At 70.3% G+C, this 19,935-nt stretch carries 15 protein-coding genes; 10 read left to right on the plus strand and 5 right to left on the minus strand.

Annotated features, from left to right (window positions below; translation table 11 throughout):
- Positions 1–290: 290 nt before the first annotated feature.
- Entirely contained in the window at positions 291–1,889 is a 1,599-nt protein-coding gene (locus MMR14E_RS01060; protein ID WP_419539277.1) for a porin, read from the minus strand.
- Positions 1,890–2,548: 659 nt separating this feature from the next.
- Between MMR14E_RS01060 and MMR14E_RS01065 the strand changes: the two genes are divergently transcribed.
- The 4 genes from MMR14E_RS01065 to MMR14E_RS01080 all read left to right on the plus strand — a co-directional run bounded on the left by MMR14E_RS01065 (position 2,549) and on the right by MMR14E_RS01080 (position 9,116).
- The gene (locus tag MMR14E_RS01065) at positions 2,549–4,321 is read left to right on the plus strand and encodes an ethylbenzene dehydrogenase-related protein (protein WP_331312407.1); all 1,773 of its coding nucleotides are present in this window, start codon (positions 2,549–2,551) and stop codon (positions 4,319–4,321) included.
- Positions 4,322–4,335: 14 nt separating this feature from the next.
- Positions 4,336–5,373, plus strand: a complete 1,038-nt coding sequence (locus MMR14E_RS01070) for a 2Fe-2S iron-sulfur cluster-binding protein (protein ID WP_331312408.1) — start codon at positions 4,336–4,338, stop codon at positions 5,371–5,373.
- A 75-nt stretch (positions 5,374–5,448) separates the two neighbouring features.
- Positions 5,449–6,258 (plus strand): PstS family phosphate ABC transporter substrate-binding protein, encoded by an 810-nt coding sequence (locus MMR14E_RS01075; RefSeq protein WP_331312409.1) that lies wholly within the window; start codon positions 5,449–5,451, stop codon positions 6,256–6,258.
- Positions 6,255–9,116, plus strand: coding sequence for a putative bifunctional diguanylate cyclase/phosphodiesterase (locus MMR14E_RS01080; RefSeq protein WP_331312411.1), 2,862 nt, complete (start codon positions 6,255–6,257; stop codon positions 9,114–9,116). Before MMR14E_RS01075 ends, MMR14E_RS01080 begins: the two co-directional genes overlap by 4 nt.
- A 46-nt stretch (positions 9,117–9,162) precedes the next feature.
- Here MMR14E_RS01080 and MMR14E_RS01085 read toward each other — a convergent pair whose 3' ends face one another.
- The 4 genes from MMR14E_RS01085 to MMR14E_RS01100 all read right to left on the minus strand — a co-directional run bounded on the left by MMR14E_RS01085 (position 9,163) and on the right by MMR14E_RS01100 (position 14,165).
- Positions 9,163–9,645, minus strand: coding sequence for a DUF1203 domain-containing protein (locus MMR14E_RS01085; protein ID WP_331312412.1), 483 nt, complete (start codon positions 9,643–9,645; stop codon positions 9,163–9,165).
- A 97-nt stretch (positions 9,646–9,742) separates the two neighbouring features.
- Positions 9,743–10,798, minus strand: coding sequence for an adenylate/guanylate cyclase domain-containing protein (locus MMR14E_RS01090; protein ID WP_331312414.1), 1,056 nt, complete (start codon positions 10,796–10,798; stop codon positions 9,743–9,745).
- A 33-nt stretch (positions 10,799–10,831) separates the two neighbouring features.
- Positions 10,832–11,191 (minus strand): response regulator, encoded by a 360-nt coding sequence (locus MMR14E_RS01095; RefSeq protein WP_331312415.1) that lies wholly within the window; start codon positions 11,189–11,191, stop codon positions 10,832–10,834.
- 49 nt (positions 11,192–11,240) lie between these two features.
- Positions 11,241–14,165: a response regulator gene (locus MMR14E_RS01100; protein WP_331312416.1), complete on the minus strand. Its 2,925-nt coding sequence runs from the start codon at positions 14,163–14,165 to the stop codon at positions 11,241–11,243.
- A gap of 301 nt (positions 14,166–14,466) precedes the next feature.
- On the opposite strand from MMR14E_RS01100, the gene MMR14E_RS01105 reads away from it, so the two are divergent.
- From MMR14E_RS01105 to kdpB, 6 genes are all read left to right on the plus strand, one after another.
- Entirely contained in the window at positions 14,467–14,676 is a 210-nt protein-coding gene (locus MMR14E_RS01105) for a hypothetical protein (protein WP_331312417.1), read from the plus strand.
- A gap of 351 nt (positions 14,677–15,027) precedes the next feature.
- A complete protein-coding gene (locus MMR14E_RS01110) occupies positions 15,028–15,168 on the plus strand; it encodes a hypothetical protein (protein ID WP_331312418.1) in 141 nt (46 codons plus the stop codon).
- Between the two features lie 536 nt (positions 15,169–15,704).
- Positions 15,705–15,794, plus strand: coding sequence for a K(+)-transporting ATPase subunit F (locus tag MMR14E_RS01115; protein ID WP_020091582.1), 90 nt, complete (start codon positions 15,705–15,707; stop codon positions 15,792–15,794).
- A gap of 21 nt (positions 15,795–15,815) precedes the next feature.
- On the plus strand, positions 15,816–17,531 hold the full coding sequence (gene kdpA, locus MMR14E_RS01120; RefSeq protein WP_331312419.1) for a potassium-transporting ATPase subunit KdpA: 1,716 nt from the start codon (positions 15,816–15,818) through the stop codon (positions 17,529–17,531).
- Between the two features lies 1 nt (position 17,532).
- A complete protein-coding gene (locus tag MMR14E_RS01125; protein WP_331312420.1) occupies positions 17,533–17,727 on the plus strand; it encodes a hypothetical protein in 195 nt (64 codons plus the stop codon).
- Between the two features lie 101 nt (positions 17,728–17,828).
- Positions 17,829–19,919: a potassium-transporting ATPase subunit KdpB gene (kdpB, locus tag MMR14E_RS01130; RefSeq protein ID WP_331312421.1), complete on the plus strand. Its 2,091-nt coding sequence runs from the start codon at positions 17,829–17,831 to the stop codon at positions 19,917–19,919.
- Positions 19,920–19,935: the final 16 nt, after the last annotated feature.

Genomic DNA, 19,935 nt, shown 5'->3' on the forward strand with positions numbered 1-19,935 from the left:
CGGTCGGCGAAGTCTTATGGGTCTGAAGCTCTGGGTCAGACCGGCCCTGCCCTGGTACCCGGGCCAGCCACTCTGAAACCATAGCATCCGCTCGCTCGGCGGCGAAGCAAGCCGCTGAAGAGCTGAGTCCGTTGTACAGGATTCTCCGCCGACCGCAAGCAAAAGATCTTTTATTTTTAAATGAACCCGAATGAACGCGACGATTTACAAGACGCTCAAAACAAAAAAGCCCAGCCTTGCGGCTGGGCTCAAGATCAGACGATGCGCCGTCGAAGACTCGTCGGAACAGTTCAGAAATCCCGCTGCACGCGGAACCGGAATTGGGCCGCATCCTGCGAATTGACGTAGCGCAGGGCGTTCTTGGAGATGTCGGGGGTGACGCCGCTGTTGAGCGCCGTGCGGACGTACTCGCCCTCGACGCCGATATCGAGGTCCTTCACCGGGGTCCAGATCAGGCTGGCGCCGGTGATCATCTGATTATTGCCCCGCAGGATGGGACTGGTGGAGAAGGCCAGAGCGTTCGACGCGCTGGCGCCCGCCGGGGCGAAGCCGAAGCCCAGGAGACCCAGCGCGTTGCGCCCCTTGGAGTTGTAGTCGATCTGCGCGTAGCTGCCGAAGAAGGCCGACCGCCAGGCGGGCGACCAGTAATGGAGAAGGGACGCGACAGCGGAGAACGAGGTCGACAGCTCGAGGCGGCCGGTCGCGGGATTGAGCACCGCGTCCGCGTAATACTGCGCGAACGAGCCGCCGCCGACCGGCGCCGCGCCGAGGGCGTCGTACGGAGCCGTGTAGTTCGAGATGCCCGTATAGGCGATGGCGCCCTGTCCGTAGGCGCCCTGCAGGTAGAGCGTGTCGCCGGTCGCGATGAACGGCAGGTTGACCTTCACGCCGCCCTGAACCGCCCAGCCATAGGCGTTCGAGGCGCGCCCCGTGGGCGAGATGCCCAGTCCGGTCGTCGCTGTGCTGATGCCGGCGACGGTGCTGCCGGCGTCTCCTGCATTGATCTCGTGGACGGCGGCGGAGAGCTGCGCCGAACCCCAGGCCTGATCGATGCGGGCCACACCGATGAAGTCCGGCATGCGGCTCTTCTGGGTGACGTCGACGAAGGCGACGTTTCCGGGCCCGACGACGATCGGCGCCAGCCAGGTCGCGGGCGTGAACGGGTTGAAGGCGTTGCTGTAGCCCGCGAAGCCGCCGCCGGCCGTGAAGGCACCGACAGCCGAGCCGGTGCCGAAGATCGGGAAGCGCCGGTAGGTCGGATCTTCCATCGAGGCACTCAGCGTGATGCCGTTCCCGAGGACCGCCGAGTAGGCGAGCAGGTTGGTGCTGAACGTGTCCGAACCGGCCGTGCCGCCGATCAGCTCGAAATCGTGCGCGTAGAAGTCGAAGAACGAGGACGCGCGGCCCGCGGTGAGCCCGGCGAACTGGATGAAGGCCTTGTCGGCGTTGACGTAGGTCTGCGTGCGGCCGAAGGCGTCGGCGCCCAGGCCCGCGATGGCCAAGCTCTCGCGCTGCCGGGATCCCGAGGTCAGGAACGGGCCGCTGCGATTGGCGACGTCGATGCGCAGGAAGGCGCGTAGCGTTCCGTAGTCGGTCTGCGTCCGCGAATCGAGGTTCAGCCGCATCAGGCCGAGATAGCCGGTGAGGTCGCCGCCGCCGCCCGTGCGGACTTTGCTCGTCTGATACAGGAAGTCATAACGCGCCCTCCCGGACAAGCGAATGCAAGTATCTGTTCCGGGAATGTAGAAGAAACCGGCGCCATAGGCGTTGCAAACGCGCACGAACTCGACCGGCGCCGCCTTCCTTGTCGGGAGATCGGCAGCGGAGGCACCGCCGATCGGGATCATCAGGGCCGAGGAGCCCAACAACAGCGCCTTGAATCTGGTCATCATATCCCCGCATCCGACGCCGTGGACGTGCCACTGCAAGCGTCAACCCAATGATCCGCGTTCACGCACGTGTTCGGGTCTCGACACGGTGCGACGTCGCAGTGTTTCTGAGATTTGGCCGCTCTACCGGTCGGCAGCTTGACCGTATCCGTCAAGTAATGATTTTACAAATAAATTGCGTTTGCAATTTTCAACTGGAATTGACTTCATTAAAGATGTTTTTAGTTCTGAAACGATCACGGAAACGGGAGCACGCGTGCGACGCGAGGCGGTGATCGCGGGTAGCGGCGAACAGCCGTCCGCTACCCACCACGAGCGCTTCCGGTGATCCGTCGACAGATCCCGGGGCGGCGGTCAGAGGGCCCGTCCCCGCGCGTCGCTGACCGGGAGATCGATCTGACGGGTGGCCCCGATGCCGGCCCGATGCCGAACCTGTCGGCCGCGCCCGCCTTCGATCGATGCCGGACGTGACCCCGGTAGCGCCGCCGCCGGGCGTAACCGCCGCATGCCCCGCCTAAGAGACCGGATCGCGACCGCCGTTAAGCACGTTTATCAAGAGTTCAAGATTGCAAAGCTCGGCCATATCCCGCGGCCAGCAACATGATTTACAAAGTTCTAACGTAGCGCGTCCAATTTGCGGCGACGGTGCGGAGGATCGAATGTCGGAACCGCTGACCCTCGCGCCGCATCCGCCCGGCGGCGCCGATACCGCCCCCGGCTGGCGCAGCACGCCCGCCGCGCAGCTCGACCGGCATCCGCGCTCCGACGTCGGGACGATCGTGATCCACTGGATCGTCGCCATCGCCATGGTGGCGAGCCTCCTCACCGGCCTGCGCATCTCGGCCGACGCGCCTGTCGCGCGGACCGCGAAGTTCCTGGCACCCATGCTTCCGCAAGGGGAAGTCTGGACCGTCCACTTCGTGGCCGGCCTGACCCTGTTCTTCGGCATCACCGCCTATCTGATCTACCTCGTGCGCGGGCGGCTCACGGATCGCAACGGCCTGTCGCGGCTCCGCGCCCTCCGCGTCAGCGGGCGGACCAAGGCGGCCCGGAAGGCCCGGTGGGGCGGCATCAACGTCGCGCTGCACTGGCTGATCTACGCCGTCACGCTGGTCCTGACGGGCACCGGGGTCGCGCTCTATCTCGGCTACGGCGGCTGGGTCGTCTGGCTGCACGCCACCTGCGCGCTGGTGGCCCTGGCCTACATCGCGGTCCATACCCTCGCGCATTTCATGTACGGCGGGCTGTGGCAGCTCCTGCGGCTGTTCCGCCCGGCGGCCCTTGCGGACGGCGCGGCGCGGCGGCGACGGCCGCTCCTGGCGGCAGCCGTGATCGGTCTCCCGGTCGTCGGCGGCCTGGCCCTGGCGGACGTGAAGGGTCGCTCCACCCTGGTGGTCGACAAGGTGTCGGCCGGCCCCGACCTGTCCAAGCTCCTCGAGGATCCGGTCTGGCGGACCGCGCGGCCGGTCTCGGTCCGGACGATGCAGGGGGCCAATTTCGGTGGGACCGGCGAGACCACGGTCGAGATCCGCGCCGTCCGCGACGACGCGAACGTGTACTTCGCCTTCCGCTGGTGGGATCCGTCGCGCTCGCTCAAGCGCGTCCCGCTGATCAAGAAGGCGGACGGCTGGCACCTCCTCGACGTTGACGCCGCGCGCGCGGACGTGACCGGCTACTACGAGGACAAGCTGGCGGTGATCTTCTCGCGGTCCGACGCGTTCGGCAGCGGCGGCGCGACCCATCTCGGCGCCCGGCCCCTGCCGGACGCGCCCGCCCCGCTCAACGGCCGCGGCTACCACTACACCACCGACGGCAGCTACATCGACATGTGGCAGTGGAAGGCGGCCCGCGGCGGCATGCTCGGCGTCGTCGAGGACATGCATATCGGCCCGCCCACCGATCCCACCGCCGCCGAGCGGGCCGTGAAGGGCCGCTACCAGGCCGGCTACTGGGGCGACCCCGGCACCAGCGCGTACCGCTACAACTTCAAGTTTGAGGGTCCGGGCGGCTACGCGGGCGCGGTCGAGCCGCTGCGGCTTCCCAGGGACTGGCAGGCGACGGTGGCGAGGCTGGGTACCGTGGATCTCGCCGTCGATGCCAGCACCTCGCCGGGCTCGGCGTGGTGGATGGTCGAGAAGACCGAGACGGTGCCGTACTCGGCGGCCGCCGACGCGGAGATCCCGGTCGGGACCGTCATGCCGGGCGTGCTCCTGACCGACGGCTATACCGGGGACCGCGCCGGGATCTCGGCGGCGGCCGACTGGGCCGACGACCACTGGACCCTGGTGGCCTCGCGCAAGATCGCGACCGGCAGCAAGTACGACGTCGATTTCCTGCCCGGGAACACCTTCTACCTGTACGTCTCGGCCTTCGACCACACGCAGACGCGCCACACGCGGCACATGCGGCCGGTCGAAGTCCTGCTGCGCTGAGGCCGGAGCGCGCCATGGCCGATCATGTCACCCTCGTCATCAACGGACGGCGCGTCGGCGCCCGTGCCGGTCAGACCCTGCTCGACGCGGGTCTGGCGGCCGGCCGGGCGATCCCGCACGACTGCGCCACCGGTCAGTGCGACACCTGCCGCGTCCGGATCCACGCGGGCGCGGTGGACGATGCGGGGACGCGCGTCGGCGACACCGTGCAGGCCTGCCGGGCCCGCCTGACCACCGACGCGGTCATCGAGTTCGATGAGGTTCCCGAGACCGTCCGGCGGTCCGGGACCGTGGACCGCGTGGTCGATCTCACCGCCGAGATCGTCGAAGTCACGGTCGCGCTGCGCAAGCGGCTGACCTACCTGCCGGGGCAGTATGTCCGGGTCTCCTTCGCCGGGCTGCCCGCGCGGGACTACAGTCCGACGCTGCGCGCGGACGGGTCGGGCGAACTGAACGAGCTGATCTTCCAGATCCGCCGCCAGCCCGACGGCGCGGTCTCGCCGCTGCTCGGCGGCAGGATCGGACCGGGCGCGGCGGTGAAGGTCGAGGGCCCGTTCGGGACCGCCTTCCACCGTCTCGGCCGCCGGCGCCTCGTCATCGTCTCGTCGGGCGTCGGCTGGGCGCCCGCCTGGGCGGTCGCGCGCGCGAGCCGCCTGCGCGAACCGGAGCGCGACCTGCTTGTCGTGGCCGGCGCACGGCACCCGCATAACCTCTACATGCGCCCGGCGCTCGACTGGCTGCGCGAGCGGGGAGCGACGACGATCCTGACCTGCAGCGGCGGCAACCCGCCGCCGGATGCGCGGGCCGGGCGGCCGACCCTTCACATGCCGATGCTCACCCGGGACGACACCGTCCTCGCGGCCGGCGCCCCCGAGATGGTCGCGGCAGTCCAGTTCCTCGCCGCGGCCACCGGTGCGACCTGCTACGCCGATCCCTTCTACGCGGCCGCGCGCGGCGCGGACGGCAACCCGGCGTCCGACGCCAATTTCCTTCAGCGCTTTCTGCAGCGCGTGGCGGGTCATCGGAGCGCTAAAACGCAGCCTGTCGCCTAGCAGATCGTCAACCACACCTTCAGTATACGGTATCCGGTGACCTTGAGTTAAGCACTCGCGGCGCATTCTCCTTTTATGGCGCTGTTATTCACGAATCCTGGGCGTATCATCGCGGGCGGGATCATCCTCCTCGCGCAGTCGGCCGCCGTCCGCGCGGACGATCTCCCGGTCGTCGGGACGGGCGACGGGATCGAGATGCTCCAGGCCGTGGCGGCCGCCTACAACGCCGAGAGCGGGCAGACCCGCGTGTCGGTCCCGCCGAGCATCGGCTCCGGCGGCGCCGTGGCGGCCGTGGGCGGCGAGCGCCAGAGGCTCGGACGGGTGGCGCGCCCGCTGACCGAGGCGGAGAAAGCCCAGGGCTTGGTCGAAGTGCCGCTCGCCCGCATCCCCTCGGCGATCTTCGTCCACCAGGGGGCCGGCGTCACGAACCTGACGAGCACGCAGGTCGCGGCGATCTTCGCGGGCACGATCGACAACTGGAGCGCCCTCGGCGGACCCGACCTCAAGATCCGCGTCGTCCGCCGCGAGGACACGGACAGCACGCTGTCGGTGCTGCGGGCGACCATGCCGGGCTGGCGCGACCTCGTCCTGACCAGCCGCTCGAAGACAGCGACGACGACTCAGGACGCGATCGCTACGGTGCGTGAGACGCCCGGCGCGATCGGCTTCGGCCCGTACTCGCCGGCGCTCGCGGGCGATCTCGCAGTGCTGACGATCGACGGGCGCGCGCCGCGCGATCCGGCCTATCCGAGCGCCGTGACTCTGGCGCTCATCTACAAGGCCGCCACGCGCGACGCGGCGGCGGCCGCGTTCGTCGCCTTCGCGACGTCCGATCGCGCCGGGCAGGTCATGGCGGAGCGGGGCGGCGCCCCGCTCAGGCCGTGACCGGGACCGTCTTCTCGCGATCCCTGCGCGCGCGCCTCGTCGGCGCCACGCTCTCGACGGCCGCGGTCGCGCTGGCGGCACTGGTCTTCCTGGTGGTCCTGCGCTCCGGGCAGACGCTCCGCGAGCAGGCGCAGGAGGTCTCGACCTGGTCCGAGGCCCAGCTATCCGACCGCCTGCTCAGCGACGCCAAGCTCGCCGCCGCCCGGCTCCAGATGCAGCGCGAGGACGTCGAGCGGCGCTTCGCCACCATGGCGAAGCGCTGGGACGTCGCCAAGGCGGTCTTCTCCGGCAACACGGTGGCGGCCTCGGAGCTGCTCCGGCCGGCTCTTGCCCTCGCCGATCTCGACGGCGCCATCGCCTTCGATCTGAATCTCCGCGCCCTCACCGCCGACCGCGTCGACGCGGACCTCCTCGCCGCCAACGCGGCGTTCGGGACGTCACCGGTCGCGCCGGCCCTGCGCGCCGTGCTCGCCCGCAACGACCGGGAGCACGCGGACGGGTTCGTGCTGTCTCTGCCGTGGGACGACGCGCTGGCGCGGGCGCTCGCCGCCAACGAGAGCGGCACGGTCGCCGACATCTTCGGCCAGCCGCTGTTCGACGATTTCGGCGAGGTGATCGGGGGCCTCGTCGGTTACCGCATCCTGCGCCCGCACGAGCCGACCCTGACGGCCTTCGCGTCGCTCAGCGGACGCGACGTCCTCATCCTCGCCGGCCAGAACCTCCTGTCCTCGGCCGGCTCCGCGGTCTCGAACGCCCAGCTCGGACCCGCGTCGGGTGCGCAGCTGCACGCCGTGCTCGGGGCCGAGAAGGTGGCGCGCTGCGTCCCGCAGCCGCCTGACATCCGCCTCTGCGTCGCGGCGCCGCTGCGGGAGCTGCAGCAACTCGCCGGCAAGGTCGTGGGCATCGGCGAGGAGAGCTCGCGCTCGCTCCTGCGGACGCTCAGCGTCGTCGCGGGTCTCACCCTGTGCCTGGTCGCCGTGGTCCTGCTCGTCCTGTCGAGCCGGATCACCCGCCCGCTGGTGCGCATCACCCAGACGGTCTCCGAGGTCGCGCGCGGCAACTGGCACGTCAGCGTGCCCGATATCGACCGGGCCGACGAGGTCGGCGATATCGCGCGCGCCGTCGTGGTGCTCGAGCACTCCCTCTCGGAGCGCGACCAACTGCGCGACGACGTGTTCCGTCAGAACACGGTCCTGACGGAGCGCGAGCGGCAGCTCCAGGAGCAGAACGAGCGGTTCGACGCGGCCCTGAACAACATGTCCCAGGGCCTGTGCATGTTCGGAGCCCGGGGCCGGCTCAAGGTCTACAACGCCCAATTCTGCCGGATCTACGGGATCGCTCCCGGCGCGCTGGATCTCGAACCGACACAGGACGACGTTCGCCGGCTCGCGGGTCTCACGGACGGGTCGGACGCGGAGGGCGGGTCGAGCCGCCGGACCCTCACCCGGACGCTCGCCGACGGCCGCTGCGTCGAGATCACGGTCGAGCCGATGGCCGATGGCGGCTGGGTGGAGACGCACGAGGACGTCACCGCGAGCGTCACCGCGCAGGCGCGGATCGCGCATCTCGCGACCCACGACGCGCTGACCGGCCTGTCGAACCGCGCCCTGCTGGCCGACCGCCTGGCGGCCGCCTTCGCGGACCGTGCGGGGGACGACCGGGCGGTGACGGTGATCTGCCTCGATCTCGACGACTTCAAGGGCATCAACGACACCCTCGGGCATCCGGCCGGCGACGAGCTCCTCCGGCAGGTCGGCCGTCGCCTGAGCGGCCTGTGCCCGCCCGGCGGCACGGTGGCGCGCCTCGGCGGCGACGAGTTCGCGATGGTGCTGTCCGAGGCAAATCTGCCGGACGGCGTCCTCGCCCTGGCCGAGCAGATCCTGATCCAGCTCAGGCGGCCGTTCTTCCTCGCCGGTCAATTCGTGTCCGTCGACGGGAGTCTGGGCATCGCGGTGTCCGGCGCGGAGGATACCGACGGCGACGATCTGCTGCGGCGCGCCGACGTCGCCCTCTACGCCGCGAAGGCCGACGGCGGTCGGCGCGTCCGGGTCTTCGAGCAGGAGATGGAGGAGCGCCAGAACCAGCGGCGCTGGCTGGAACGCGAGCTGCGGCTGGCGATCGGCACCGAGCAGATCGCGCTGCACTATCAACCCCTGTTCGACCTGACGACGAACGCGGTGACGAGCTTCGAGGCCCTGGCCCGGTGGCACCATCCGGAGCGCGGGATGATCTCGCCCGGCGAGTTCATCCCGGTGGCCGAGGCGACCGGGCTGATCGACGCCCTCGGCGCCTACGTGCTCGAGCAGGCCTGCGCCGATGCCATGACGTGGCCCGGATCCCTCCGGGTCGCCGTCAACATTTCCCCGATCCAGTTCCGGGAAGGTAATCTCGACCGTTTCGTCGAGGAGGTCTTGCTCAAGACCCGGCTGCCGAGCCAGCGGCTGGAGCTGGAAATCACCGAGTCGGTGATCCTGAGCCAGGATCAGGCGAGCTTCGACATGCTGAACCGCCTCCGCCGCCTCGGCGTGCGGTTCTCGATGGACGATTTCGGGACCGGCTACTCGTCCCTCAGCTCGCTGAACACGTTCCGCTTCGACAAGATCAAGCTGGACCAGTCCTTCGTCCGGAATCTTCTCGAGAAGGACGAGGCCGCGGCCATCGTCCACGTGGTGGCCGAGCTCGGCCGCAGCCTGAAGATCACGACGACGGCCGAGGGTGTCGAGACCCCCGAGCAGCTGGCCCGGCTGCGGGCGAGCGGGTTCTCGGAGGTCCAGGGCTACCTGCTCAGCAAACCGATCCCGGCCGCCGCGGTGGCCGCCTTCATCGACGCGCAGGAGAACCTCCACGTCGCGGCCTGACGGGAGACCGGCGCCGCTCCGTCCGGGCGCGGGTCGATGATCGCCCTCAACCGGTCACGCGCTCCACGCGCGCGAGCAGGCATCCGGGTCGGGCCGTGTGGATGTTGACGAAGCGGGTTCGCGGATCGCCGAGGGCACGACGGAGCGGGATCTCGGCCTCGCGCCCCGGACAGACCTGGCCGAGATCGTAGAGACAGAGATGGTCCGCGTCGTAGGCGCGGACCGACACGAGCGCGTTCGCGAGGACGATCGGCGCGACGGCGTCGACGGCTTCGGCACGCGGGCAATCGTCCGCGTGCAGGAAGATCGGGCTCGGGGTCCAGTAGATGCCGCGCGGCTCCGGCAGATCGTAGGATCCGAGCAGCATGGTCTCGCCGGGCCGGCCGAGCTGCAGGCAGTGGCGGCACGGAAAGCCGCCGCCCGCCGTCGCGGCGACGCGGCGGACCGGGTTGCCCCGGTCATCCAGGCCGGTGGCGCGGAAGCGATCGGCGGTCTCCGTCGCGATCGGTACGCAGCGAAATCGGGTCATGGGGCACCTCCGGGACGTGCCCTAAGCCCCGCGCCGGCGCGCCGCATCCCGCTTCTTGCTGCGCAATCCGGAGCGGCCTGCCTCCGCCGAGAGCGCTTCAGACCGGGGCCGGGTCGCCGGCGGCCAGGGCGTGGCAGTACACGTCGACCGCGCCCTTGCCCTTGAGCGTCACCGCGCCGATCGGGCGGACGTCGCGCGGATCCGGCAGGCGCGCGAAGGCCTCGCGGGACAGGTGCAGCGCGCACCCGTCGCCGAGGCCCGCGAGCCGGGCGGCGACGTTCACGGTGTCGCCCCACAGGTCGAAGGTGAACTTCGTCCGTCCGACGATGCCGCCGACGACCGGCCCGATGTGGATGCCGCCGCGGATCCGCCAGCCCGGCTCGCCCGCCGCGGCGATCGCCACCATGTCGGCGGCGCAGCCGATGGCGGCGGAGACCGGGTCGTCGTGGGGCCGCAGCAGGTTGGCCGTCGCCATGAAGGCGTCGCCGATCGTCTTGATGTTCTCCAGGCCGCGCGCCTGCGCGACCACCTCGAAGGCTTCGGCGAGGCGCTGGATCTCCGCGACGACGACGTCCGGGCCCTGGTCGTGGCACCAGGTGGTGAAGCCGACGAGGTCGATGAACAGGACGGCGACGTCGCCGAACAGCCGCGGCTTGACCTGCCCGGTCTCCATCAGCTCGGCCACCGCCGAGACCGGCAGGATGGCGTGGAGGAGCTCGTCGGCGCGCTTGCGCTCGCGCTCGATCGTCCGCAGATGCGCGACCTCCCGGTCGTGCGCCCGCTTCCGCTCGAGGCAGGACCGGATGCGGGCCTCGAGGATCACGGGCTCGAAGGGCTTCGGCAGGTAGTCGAACGCGCCGAGCTCGATGCACCGGACGATGCTGCCGATCTCCATCAGGGCGGAGATCATGACGACGGGCGTGTGGCGCCACGCCTCGTGGGCCTTCATGCGCTCGAGCACGGCGTAGCCGTCCAGGGCCGGCATCATCACGTCGAGGAGGACGAGGTCGAACGGCTCCTCGCTCAGGCGGTCGAGGGCCGCCCGCCCGTTCGCCGCCCGCACGCTGGTATGTCCGAGGAGTTCCAGCTCCTGCTCCAGCAGGTCGAGGTTGAAGGGCTCATCGTCGACGATGAGGATGCGGGCTGGCTCCACGGGTCCTCCCTTCCTGGCGTGCGGCGGCCGCGCTCAGCCGAGCCAGTGCTGAAGCTTGGCGAAGAGGAGGTCCTCGTCGACGGGCTTGGTCATGAAGTCGTCGCAGCCGGCGGCCCGCGCGCGGTCCTCGTCGCCGGTCATCGCGTTGGCGGTGATCGCCATCACCGGAATGGCGGCGGTGGTCGCGTTCGCCTTGATGCGGCGCGTCGCCTCCCAGCCGTCGACGAGCGGCAGCGACAGGTCCATGAGGATGAGGTCGGGCCGGTGCGCGATCGCCATGTCGACCCCGGCGGCCCCGTCGACCGCGATCAGGATCTCGTACTCGTCCTCCAGCAGCTGGGTCAGCAGATCGCGGTTGAGCGCGACGTCCTCGACGATGAGTATCCGCTTCATCGACGGATCCCGGACGATGCGGGTCGCTGCGCGCGGGTGGTCCCGAGCCTCATCGGCCACCGTCGGCGGTCTCGGTCTCCAGGACCGGCAGCACGCGGCGGACCTCGCGGACCAGGGCGGCGCGGTCGAGTCCGCCCTTGTCGATCAGTCCGAGCACGCGCTCCCGCAGCATGCCGCGCTCGGCCGTGTCCAGCGACGCGGCGGTCAGGACCACGACCGGGATGGACCGGGCGGCGGGATCCGCCTGCAGGGCGTCCAGGAAGGCGAGGCCGTCCATCCGCGGCATGAGCAGGTCGAGGAGGATGACGCTCGGCCGGGCCTGCGCGATGCGCTCCAGGCCGGCCGCCCCGTCGGCCACCCAGTCGACGGTGCAGCGCTCCGAGTCGAGCAGCTGGCGCACGAGGTCGGGCACGTTCGGATCGTCGTCGATCACCAGGACGCGCTCGTTGTCGGGGGCGATGCGTGCGAGGGCGCCGATCAGGGCCTCCCGCTCGAACGGCTTCACGATGTAGTCGGTCGCACCGAGCCGGAAGCCGAGCTCCTTCTGGTCGACGATGGAGATCAAGACGACCGGGATGTCCCGGGTCAGCGGATCGGTCTTCAGCGCGTGCAGCACCTGCCAGCCGTCGGTCCCGGGCATCATGATGTCGAGGGTGATCGCCCGCGGCTGCAGCTCCCGGGCCTTCGCCAGCCCTTCCTGTCCACTCGCAGCCCCGATCACCGTGTAGCCGGCATCGGCGAGATTCTCCTTGAGCAGGTAGACCACGTTGGGATCGTCGTCGATCGCCAGCACGACCTTGGCACCGGAGCGCGGCGCGGTCACGGCGGCGGGCACCGGCTTCGGTGGCGGCGCCTCGGCGCCGCCGGCGATCCGCGGCGGGATGGTGAGGGTGAAGGTCGAGCCCTCGCCCTCGCGGCTCTCGACGTCGATCCGGCCGCCGAGCAGGCGGGCGAGACGGTGGCTGATCGCCAGGCCGAGCCCGGTGCCGCTGTGGGACCGCGTCGCGCTGTTGTCGACCTGATGGAACTCCTCGAAGATCGCGTTCAGAGCGCCGGCCGGGATCCCGATCCCGGTATCCGCCACGGCGAACTCAACACCCGCGTCGACGGCGCGGACGCGCAGCGTGACCGATCCGGCTTCGGTGAACTTGATGGCGTTGCTGAGCAGGTTGATCAGGATCTGCCGCAGCTTCTCCTCGTCCGTGCGGAGCGCCGCGGGCGGGTCCCGGACGTCCCGGACGAGGCGCACGCCCTCGTTCTTGACGAGCGGCTCCACCGTGCGGAGGCAGAGGTCGAGGACCGGCTCCAGGGTGAAGTCGGAGGGCTTCACCTCCATGCGCCCCGCCTCGACCTTGGCGAGGTCGAGGATGCTGTTGATCAGCGAGAGCAGGTGCTCGGAGCTCGCCAGGATCTTCTCGAGATTCTCGAACTGCTTGACCGGCAGGACATCCTTCGCCCGCCGCATCACCAGCCGGGTGAAGCCGATGATCGCGTTGAGCGGCGTCCGCAGCTCGTGGCTCATGTTGGCGAGGAAGCTGCTCTTGGCGCGGCTCGCCTCCTCGGCCGCCTCCTTCGCCTCGCGCAGGGTCTCCTCGGCCTGCTTGCGCTCGATCACGCGGCCGAGCTGCGCGCCGATGTTGCTCATGACCCGGAGCAGCGAGGCGTCCGGCGGGGAGGCCTCCCGGGCGAAGAATTCGAGCACCGCGACGACGTCGCGCCCGACCGTGACCGGAAAGGCGAACCCCGCCCGGATGCCGTCCTCCGCGGCCGCCGGCGCGCGCGGGTCGGCGGCGAGCGACGGGTCGCCGACGCTCCATTCCGGCGCGCCCGAGACGAGGACGCGGCCGGCGAGGCCGGACCCCGCGCCCAGCCGCACGTCGGCCGTCGCGGACTGGAACCGCGCGACGTCCGCGCCGGCCTCGGCGTGCCAGATTCCGGTCGGGATCAGCGTCCGCGTCCCGTCCCGGGCCAGGATATGGGCGTGACCGACGGGCCAGCCGGCGTGCTGCGCGACGCGCTCGAGGCAGAAGCGCAGCGCGTCCTCGACCGTCGGCGCCTCGTTGGCGGCCGCGGCGGCGGCCTGGAGCAGCTCGACGAAGGCGGTCTGCTTCTGCAGCGCCAGCTCGGCTTCCTTGCGCTCGGTGATGTCGCTCCACGACTCGACCACCTCGACGGGCTGGCCGCCGGAGTCGCGCAGGAGGCGCTGCTCGTCCCGCACCCAGCGATAGGTGCCGTTCGCGTGCAGGAACCGGTACTCGATGACGTTGTGCCCGTCCGCGAGCAGGTGCGGGAACTCGGCGAGCACGCGGTCCCGGTCTTCGGGATGGAGCCGCTCCAGCCAGAATTCCGGGCCCGCCAGGTAATCGCCCGGCTCGTAGCCGAGGAGATCGCGCACGTTCTCGCTGATGAAGGTCGGCGCGTTCCGGCCGCCCACCTCGAAGCTGCAGATCATCGACGGGGACGCGGTCAGCAGGTAGGTCAGCCGCCCCTGCGTCGCCTGGAGCACCTGCTCGGCGCGCTTGATCTCGGTCACGTCGGTGTAGACGGCCACGACACCGCCGTCGTTGGTCTTGCGCTCGTTGACCTGGACCCAGCGCCCGTCGACGCGCTGATGCAGAAGCGGCCCGCTCGGCGCCCGGTAGCGGGCGATCCGCTCCGCGAGCCAGGCCTCGACGGTCATCCCGTCCGGGCGGACGATGCAGGTCTCACCGACGGCGCGCGCGATGGCCTCGAACGGTACGCCCGGCACGATGATCCCCGACAGACCGGGGTGGAAGTCCTGGAAATGCCCGTTGCACAGGACGAGGCGGTCGTCCGGATCGAACAGCGCGAAGCCTTCGGAGCTGCTCGCGATCGCCTCGACCAGCTTCTGCTTGGCGACCCCGGCCTCGTCCAGCCCCCCGGCACCGCGCCCCGTGGCGGGGTCGGCGGCGCGGCCTGTCTCGTCGGGTGATCCGGTCGGCGCGTGGGACATACCTCGAACCACTCCGACACCGATGCGCCATGGCGTGACGCCTGCCCGCGAGGCCTGTTCTACGCGGTGCCCGAAGGCGCGCAATTCATTATTCGCCACCGTTACATGGTCTATTTTCTGGATCAAGCTCTATGGCGACTGCTGTCCCGGAGCCTGTCGGGGTTCCGCCGTCGATGGCCCGTCTGTCGCCGGTCTGTCCGCCCGCGCCTGACATGCCCGCCCGGAACGCATCGGTGCCATGTCTCGGGGCGCCGACGCAGCAGGTCGAGAAGGTGTATCTTCCGTGAAAACGGAGGAAATGATGGCCTACAAAATCACTTTTCGCCGCGGAAAGCGCGAGAGCTTCACCAAACTCTGGCCGTGCGATCTCGAGGCGGCGACGGCCTACGCGCTGGCGCAGCTCCCCGTGCAGCAGCGCGAGAACGGGGCGACCTCGGTGAGTGTGGTCTGCGAGCGGACCGGCGAGGTCGTGTTCAACTCCACCGAGCAGCCCGAGATCGCGACCGTCTGAGGTCGAGCCCGACCCGCCACGGCCCGGCTCGTGGTCGGGCGCGGCGCACGGCCCGCGTGGCCGGCCGCGTGCGGGGCGCTCCCGGAGGGGCCGTGTGATGCCGTCGGATCCGATCCGAGCGCCCGAAACCGTCCCGGAATCGCCGGTCCCCGACGATCCGGAGTTCGGATCGTACAGCTCGCCACCCTGCTTCCTGCACGAGCTCGACCCGAGCTTCCTGGGCCTGACGGACGCGCCGGCGCCTGTTCCTGATGAGATCCCTATGCCGGACGCCCCGCGCGCGTCTTGGTCCCTCACGGCTGATCAGGCCGTGGTCGCGCCATCGGGCACCGGCCCGGATGGAGCTACCACATGCGAATCGTCCGCCACATCCTCGCCGAGTGCAGGGCCGACCACGTCTTCGCGCTGATGGTCGTCGCGCTCGGCGGCTGGTCCGCCGTGTCCCTCGCACTGCTCGCGCTGAACGTCTTCGAACCCCTGCAGGGCCGGTGAGCCTCGGAGCCTCGCCCGCGGATCGCGGCGCCGCACTGCCGATGGCCGGCACCGCGCCCGCCTCCCGCTCTCTCGCGCCGCTGGCGGGTCGCTGCGGCGTCTGCGGCCTCGACTACGGCGGAGTCCTCGGCCGCGAGGCCGGCGTGCTTCGGCTGGACCGCGCGCGGTGGCGCGCCCTCTGCCCCGGCCCTGCGCGCCGTGCTCGCCCGCAACGACCGGGAGCACGCGGACGGGTTCGTGCTGTCTCTGCGCTGACCGTTCCGGCGGCCTGCGCGGGCCTGCGCGCCAGCTTCGGCGCACGCGCCCGATCCTAACGCGGCCCTTATAGGTTCCGGCCCGGTCCTCGCTCGAACCCTAACGCGGTTCCCGGCGACACTGTCCCTCGGCCAAGGCCGGTCGCGGAGCCTCCGCGTCCGGTCCGCCGAACCGGACCTGACCACCATGCTCGACATCGTCTTCCTCGCGGGCGGGCTCGCCTTCTTCGCCGCGGCGGCCGGCTACGCGGCCGCCTGCGATCGGCTCTGAGCGAGGCCGCCATGACCCTCGACCTCGCCCTCGGCGCCTGCGTGACCGCTGGCCTCCTCGTCTACCTCACCTACGCCCTCGTCCGCCCCGAGCGGTTCTGAGCGGCCCGCAGGATCTCCCCCATGACCCTCAACGGCTGGATCCAGATCGCGCTCTACTGCGCGATCGTTCTGGCGCTCGTGAAGCCCCTCGGGTCGTACATGACCCGCGTCTTCACCGGAGAGCGCACCCTCCTCTCGCCCGTGCTCGGACCGATCGAGCGCGGGCTCTACCGCGTGTCCGGCATCGATGACCGCCAGGAGCAGCACTGGCTCGCCTATACGGGCGCGGTCATCCTGTTCCACGTGCTGGGCTTCGCGGTGCTGTACGCGATCCTGCGGCTGCAGGCGGTGCTGCCGCTGAACCCGGCCGACCAGGCCGCGGTGGCGCCGGACCTCGCGTTCAACACGTCGACCAGCTTCATCACCAACACGAACTGGCAGTCCTACGGCGGCGAGACCACGCTGTCGTACCTGTCCCAGATGCTGGGCCTGACGCACCAGAACTTCCTGTCGGCGGCGACCGGCATCGCGGTGGCCGTGGCGCTGATCCGCGGGTTCGCCCGCGCGTCCTCCGGCACGATCGGCTCGTTCTGGGTCGATGTGACCCGCGCGACCCTCTACGTGCTCCTGCCGATCTGCGTGCCCTACACGCTGTTCCTCGTCTGGCAGGGCATGCCGCAGACGCTCGGCGCCTACGCCGACGCCACGACGCTGGAGGGCGCCCACCAGACCATCGCGCTCGGACCGGTGGCGAGCCAGGTGGCGATCAAGATGCTCGGCACCAACGGCGGCGGGTTCTTCAACGCCAACGCCGCGCACCCGTTCGAGAATCCGACCGCCCTGTCGAACCTCGTCCAGATGGTCTCGATCTTCGCGATCGGCGCTGCCCTCACCAACGTCTTCGGCCGCATGGTCGGCGACGAGCGGCAGGGCTGGGCGATCCTCGGCGCCATGGGGATCCTGTTCCTCGCGGGCGTCCTCGTCACCTACTGGGCCGAGGCCCACGGCAGCTCCGTCCTGAACAGCTTCGGGCTGACCGGCGGCAACATGGAGGGCAAGGAGACCCGCTTCGGCATCGCCGCCTCGGCGCTGTTCGCGGTGATCACCACGGCGGCCTCCTGCGGCGCCGTCAACGCCATGCACGACTCCTTCACCGCGCTCGGCGGCCTGATCCCGCTGCTCAACATGCAGCTCGGCGAGATCATCATCGGCGGCGTCGGCGCCGGCCTCTACGGCATGCTGATCTTCGTCATCGTGGCGATCTTCGTCGCGGGCCTGATGGTGGGCCGCACCCCCGAATACCTCGGCAAGAAGATCGAGGCGAAGGAGGTGAAGATGGCCATGCTCGGCATCCTCTGCCTGCCGCTGATGATGCTGGGCTTCACGGCGCTCGCGACGGTGGTGCCGGCGGGCCTCGCCGGCCCGGCCAATGCCGGCCCGCACGGGTTCTCGGAGATCCTCTACGCCTACACGTCGGCGGCGGCCAACAACGGCTCGGCCTTCGGCGGGCTGACGGCCAACACGCTGTTCTACAACAGCACGCTCGCCATCGGGATGCTGGTCGGCCGGTTCTTCGTGAAGATCCCTGTGCTGGCGATCGCGGGCTCGCTCGCCGCCAAGAAGACGGTCCCGGCCTCGGCGGGCACGTTCCCGACCCATGGCGGCCTGTTCGTCGGCCTCCTCGTCGGCGTGATCCTGATCATCGGCGGCCTGACCTTCTTCCCCTCGCTGGCGCTGGGCCCCGTGGTCGAGCACCTCGCGGGCGCGGCCGGCCAGACCTTCGCGACGGGGGGCTGAGATGCCGCGCGCCCTCCCCGCCCGGCGCGTCGCGCGCCACCACCTCGTGCTGCACCGTCGGCCGTATCGCCCCGGCCGTGCCGGAACCCAGACCCTGCGGACGTCGGACCTCGTGCTGGCGCTCCTCGGCGTCGTCCTGCTCGGCGGCTTCGCCCTGCTGGCCGCCCACGCGCTGACCCTCGGCGCCTGGGGCTGAGCCTTCGCGACCGTCATCGCGAGCGCGGCGCAGCCCTGAATCGCTTCGCTCCGCTCGCGAGGACGGCAGCCTCACTTCCATCTCTCCTCCGGACATTCCCCATGTCTCGTCAGACGTCATCCCTGTTCAGCGCCGCCCTCATCGGACCGGCCCTCCTCGGCTCGGTACGGAAACTCGATCCGCGGGCCATGATCCGCAACCCGGTCATGTTCGTGGTCGAGGTCGTGGCTCTCCTGACCACCGTGCTGTTCGCCCGCGACCTCGTCACCGGCGGCAGCGACCTCGCCTTCTCCGGCCAGATCATCCTCTGGCTGTGGTTCACCCTGATCTTCGCCAACTTCGCCGAGGCCCTCGCCGAGGGTCGCGGAAAGGCCCAGGCCGACAGCCTGCGGCGGACGCGCACCGAGATGACGGCGAAGCGCCTCAAGGGAGCGGGCCGGGCCTACGAGACGGTGCCGGGCACCACCCTCAAGGTCGGCGACGTCGTCCTGGTCGAGGCCGGCGACCTCATCCCCTCCGACGGCGAGGTGATCGAGGGCGTGGCCTCCGTGAACGAGGCCGCCATCACGGGCGAATCCGCCCCGGTGATCCGCGAATCCGGCGGCGACCGCTCGGCCGTGACAGGCGGCACGCAGGTTCTCTCGGACGAGATCAAGGTCCGCATCACGGCCGCGGCCGGCTCGACCTTCGTCGACCGGATGATCGCGCTGGTGGAGGGCGCCTCGCGGCAGAAGACGCCGAACGAGATCGCCCTGAATATCCTGCTCGCCGGGCTCACCATCGTGTTCGTCTTCGCGGTGGCCTCGATCCCGAGCTTCGCGAGCTACGCGGGCGGCGCGATCCCGGTTATCGTCCTCGTCGCCCTGTTCGTGACCCTGATCCCCACGACGATCGGCGCGCTGCTCTCGGCGATCGGCATCGCCGGCATGGACCGGCTGGTCCGCTTCAACGTGCTCGCCATGTCGGGCCGCGCCGTCGAGGCGGCGGGCGACGTCGACACCCTGCTCCTCGACAAGACCGGCACGATCACGCTCGGCAACCGGCAGGCCACCGAGTTCCGCCCGGTCTCCGGCGTGAGCGCGCAGGAACTCGCCGACGCCGCGCAGCTCGCCTCGCTGGCGGACGAGACCCCGGAGGGCCGCTCCATCGTGGTGCTGGCCAAGGAGAAGTACGGCATCCGCGCCCGCGACATGGCGGCGCTGAACGCCACCTTCGTGCCGTTCACCGCGCAGTCGCGGATGTCGGGCGTCGATTTGGAGAGCGCCTCGATCCGCAAGGGCGCGGTCGACGCCGTGATCGCGTCCTTGTCCGGTCAGCCGGTGGCGAGCCGCGCCTCCAGCGCCGCGCTGGCCTTCCAGCCGGCTGCGGAGACGGGCGCCGTCAGGGAGACCCGCGCCATCGCGGAGGAGATCGCCAAGGCCGGCGGCACGCCGCTCGCGGTGGCCCGGGACGGCCGCCTGCTCGGCGTCGTCTATCTCAAGGACATCGTGAAGGGCGGCATCCGCGAGCGCTTCGCCGAGCTGCGCCAGATGGGCATCCGCACGGTGATGATCACCGGCGACAACCCGATGACCGCGGCGGCGATCGCCGCCGAGGCCGGCGTCGACGATTTCCTCGCCCAGGCCACCCCGGAGGACAAGCTCGCGCTGATCCGCAAGGAGCAGGCGGACGGCAAGCTCGTCGCCATGTGCGGCGACGGCACCAACGACGCCCCCGCCCTGGCCCAGGCCGATGTCGGCGTCGCGATGAACACCGGCACGGTGGCGGCCCGCGAGGCCGGCAACATGGTCGATCTCGACAGCGACCCGACGAAGCTCATCGAGATCGTCGGCATCGGCAAGCAGCTGCTGATGACGCGCGGCGCGCTGACGACGTTCTCGATCGCCAACGACGTGGCCAAGTACTTCGCGATCATCCCGGCGATGTTCCTGGGCCTCTACCCGCAGCTCCAGGCTCTGAACATCATGGGCCTCGCCTCGCCGCAGAGCGCGATCCTGTCGGCGATCATCTTCAACGCGCTGATCATCGTGGCGCTGATCCCGCTCGCCCTGCGCGGCGTCACCTACCGCGCCGTCGGCGCGGCCGCGCTCCTGCGCCGCAACCTCCTGATCTACGGCCTCGGCGGCGTCCTCGTGCCCTTCGTGGGCATCAAGGCCATCGACCTCGCCGTCAGTGCCCTCCACCTCGTCTGAACCGGTCCCTCGGAGA

Origin of the sequence: Methylobacterium mesophilicum, assembly GCF_036441335.1 — a bacterium.
In the GTDB taxonomy this organism is placed as follows: domain Bacteria; phylum Pseudomonadota; class Alphaproteobacteria; order Rhizobiales; family Beijerinckiaceae; genus Methylobacterium; species Methylobacterium mesophilicum_B.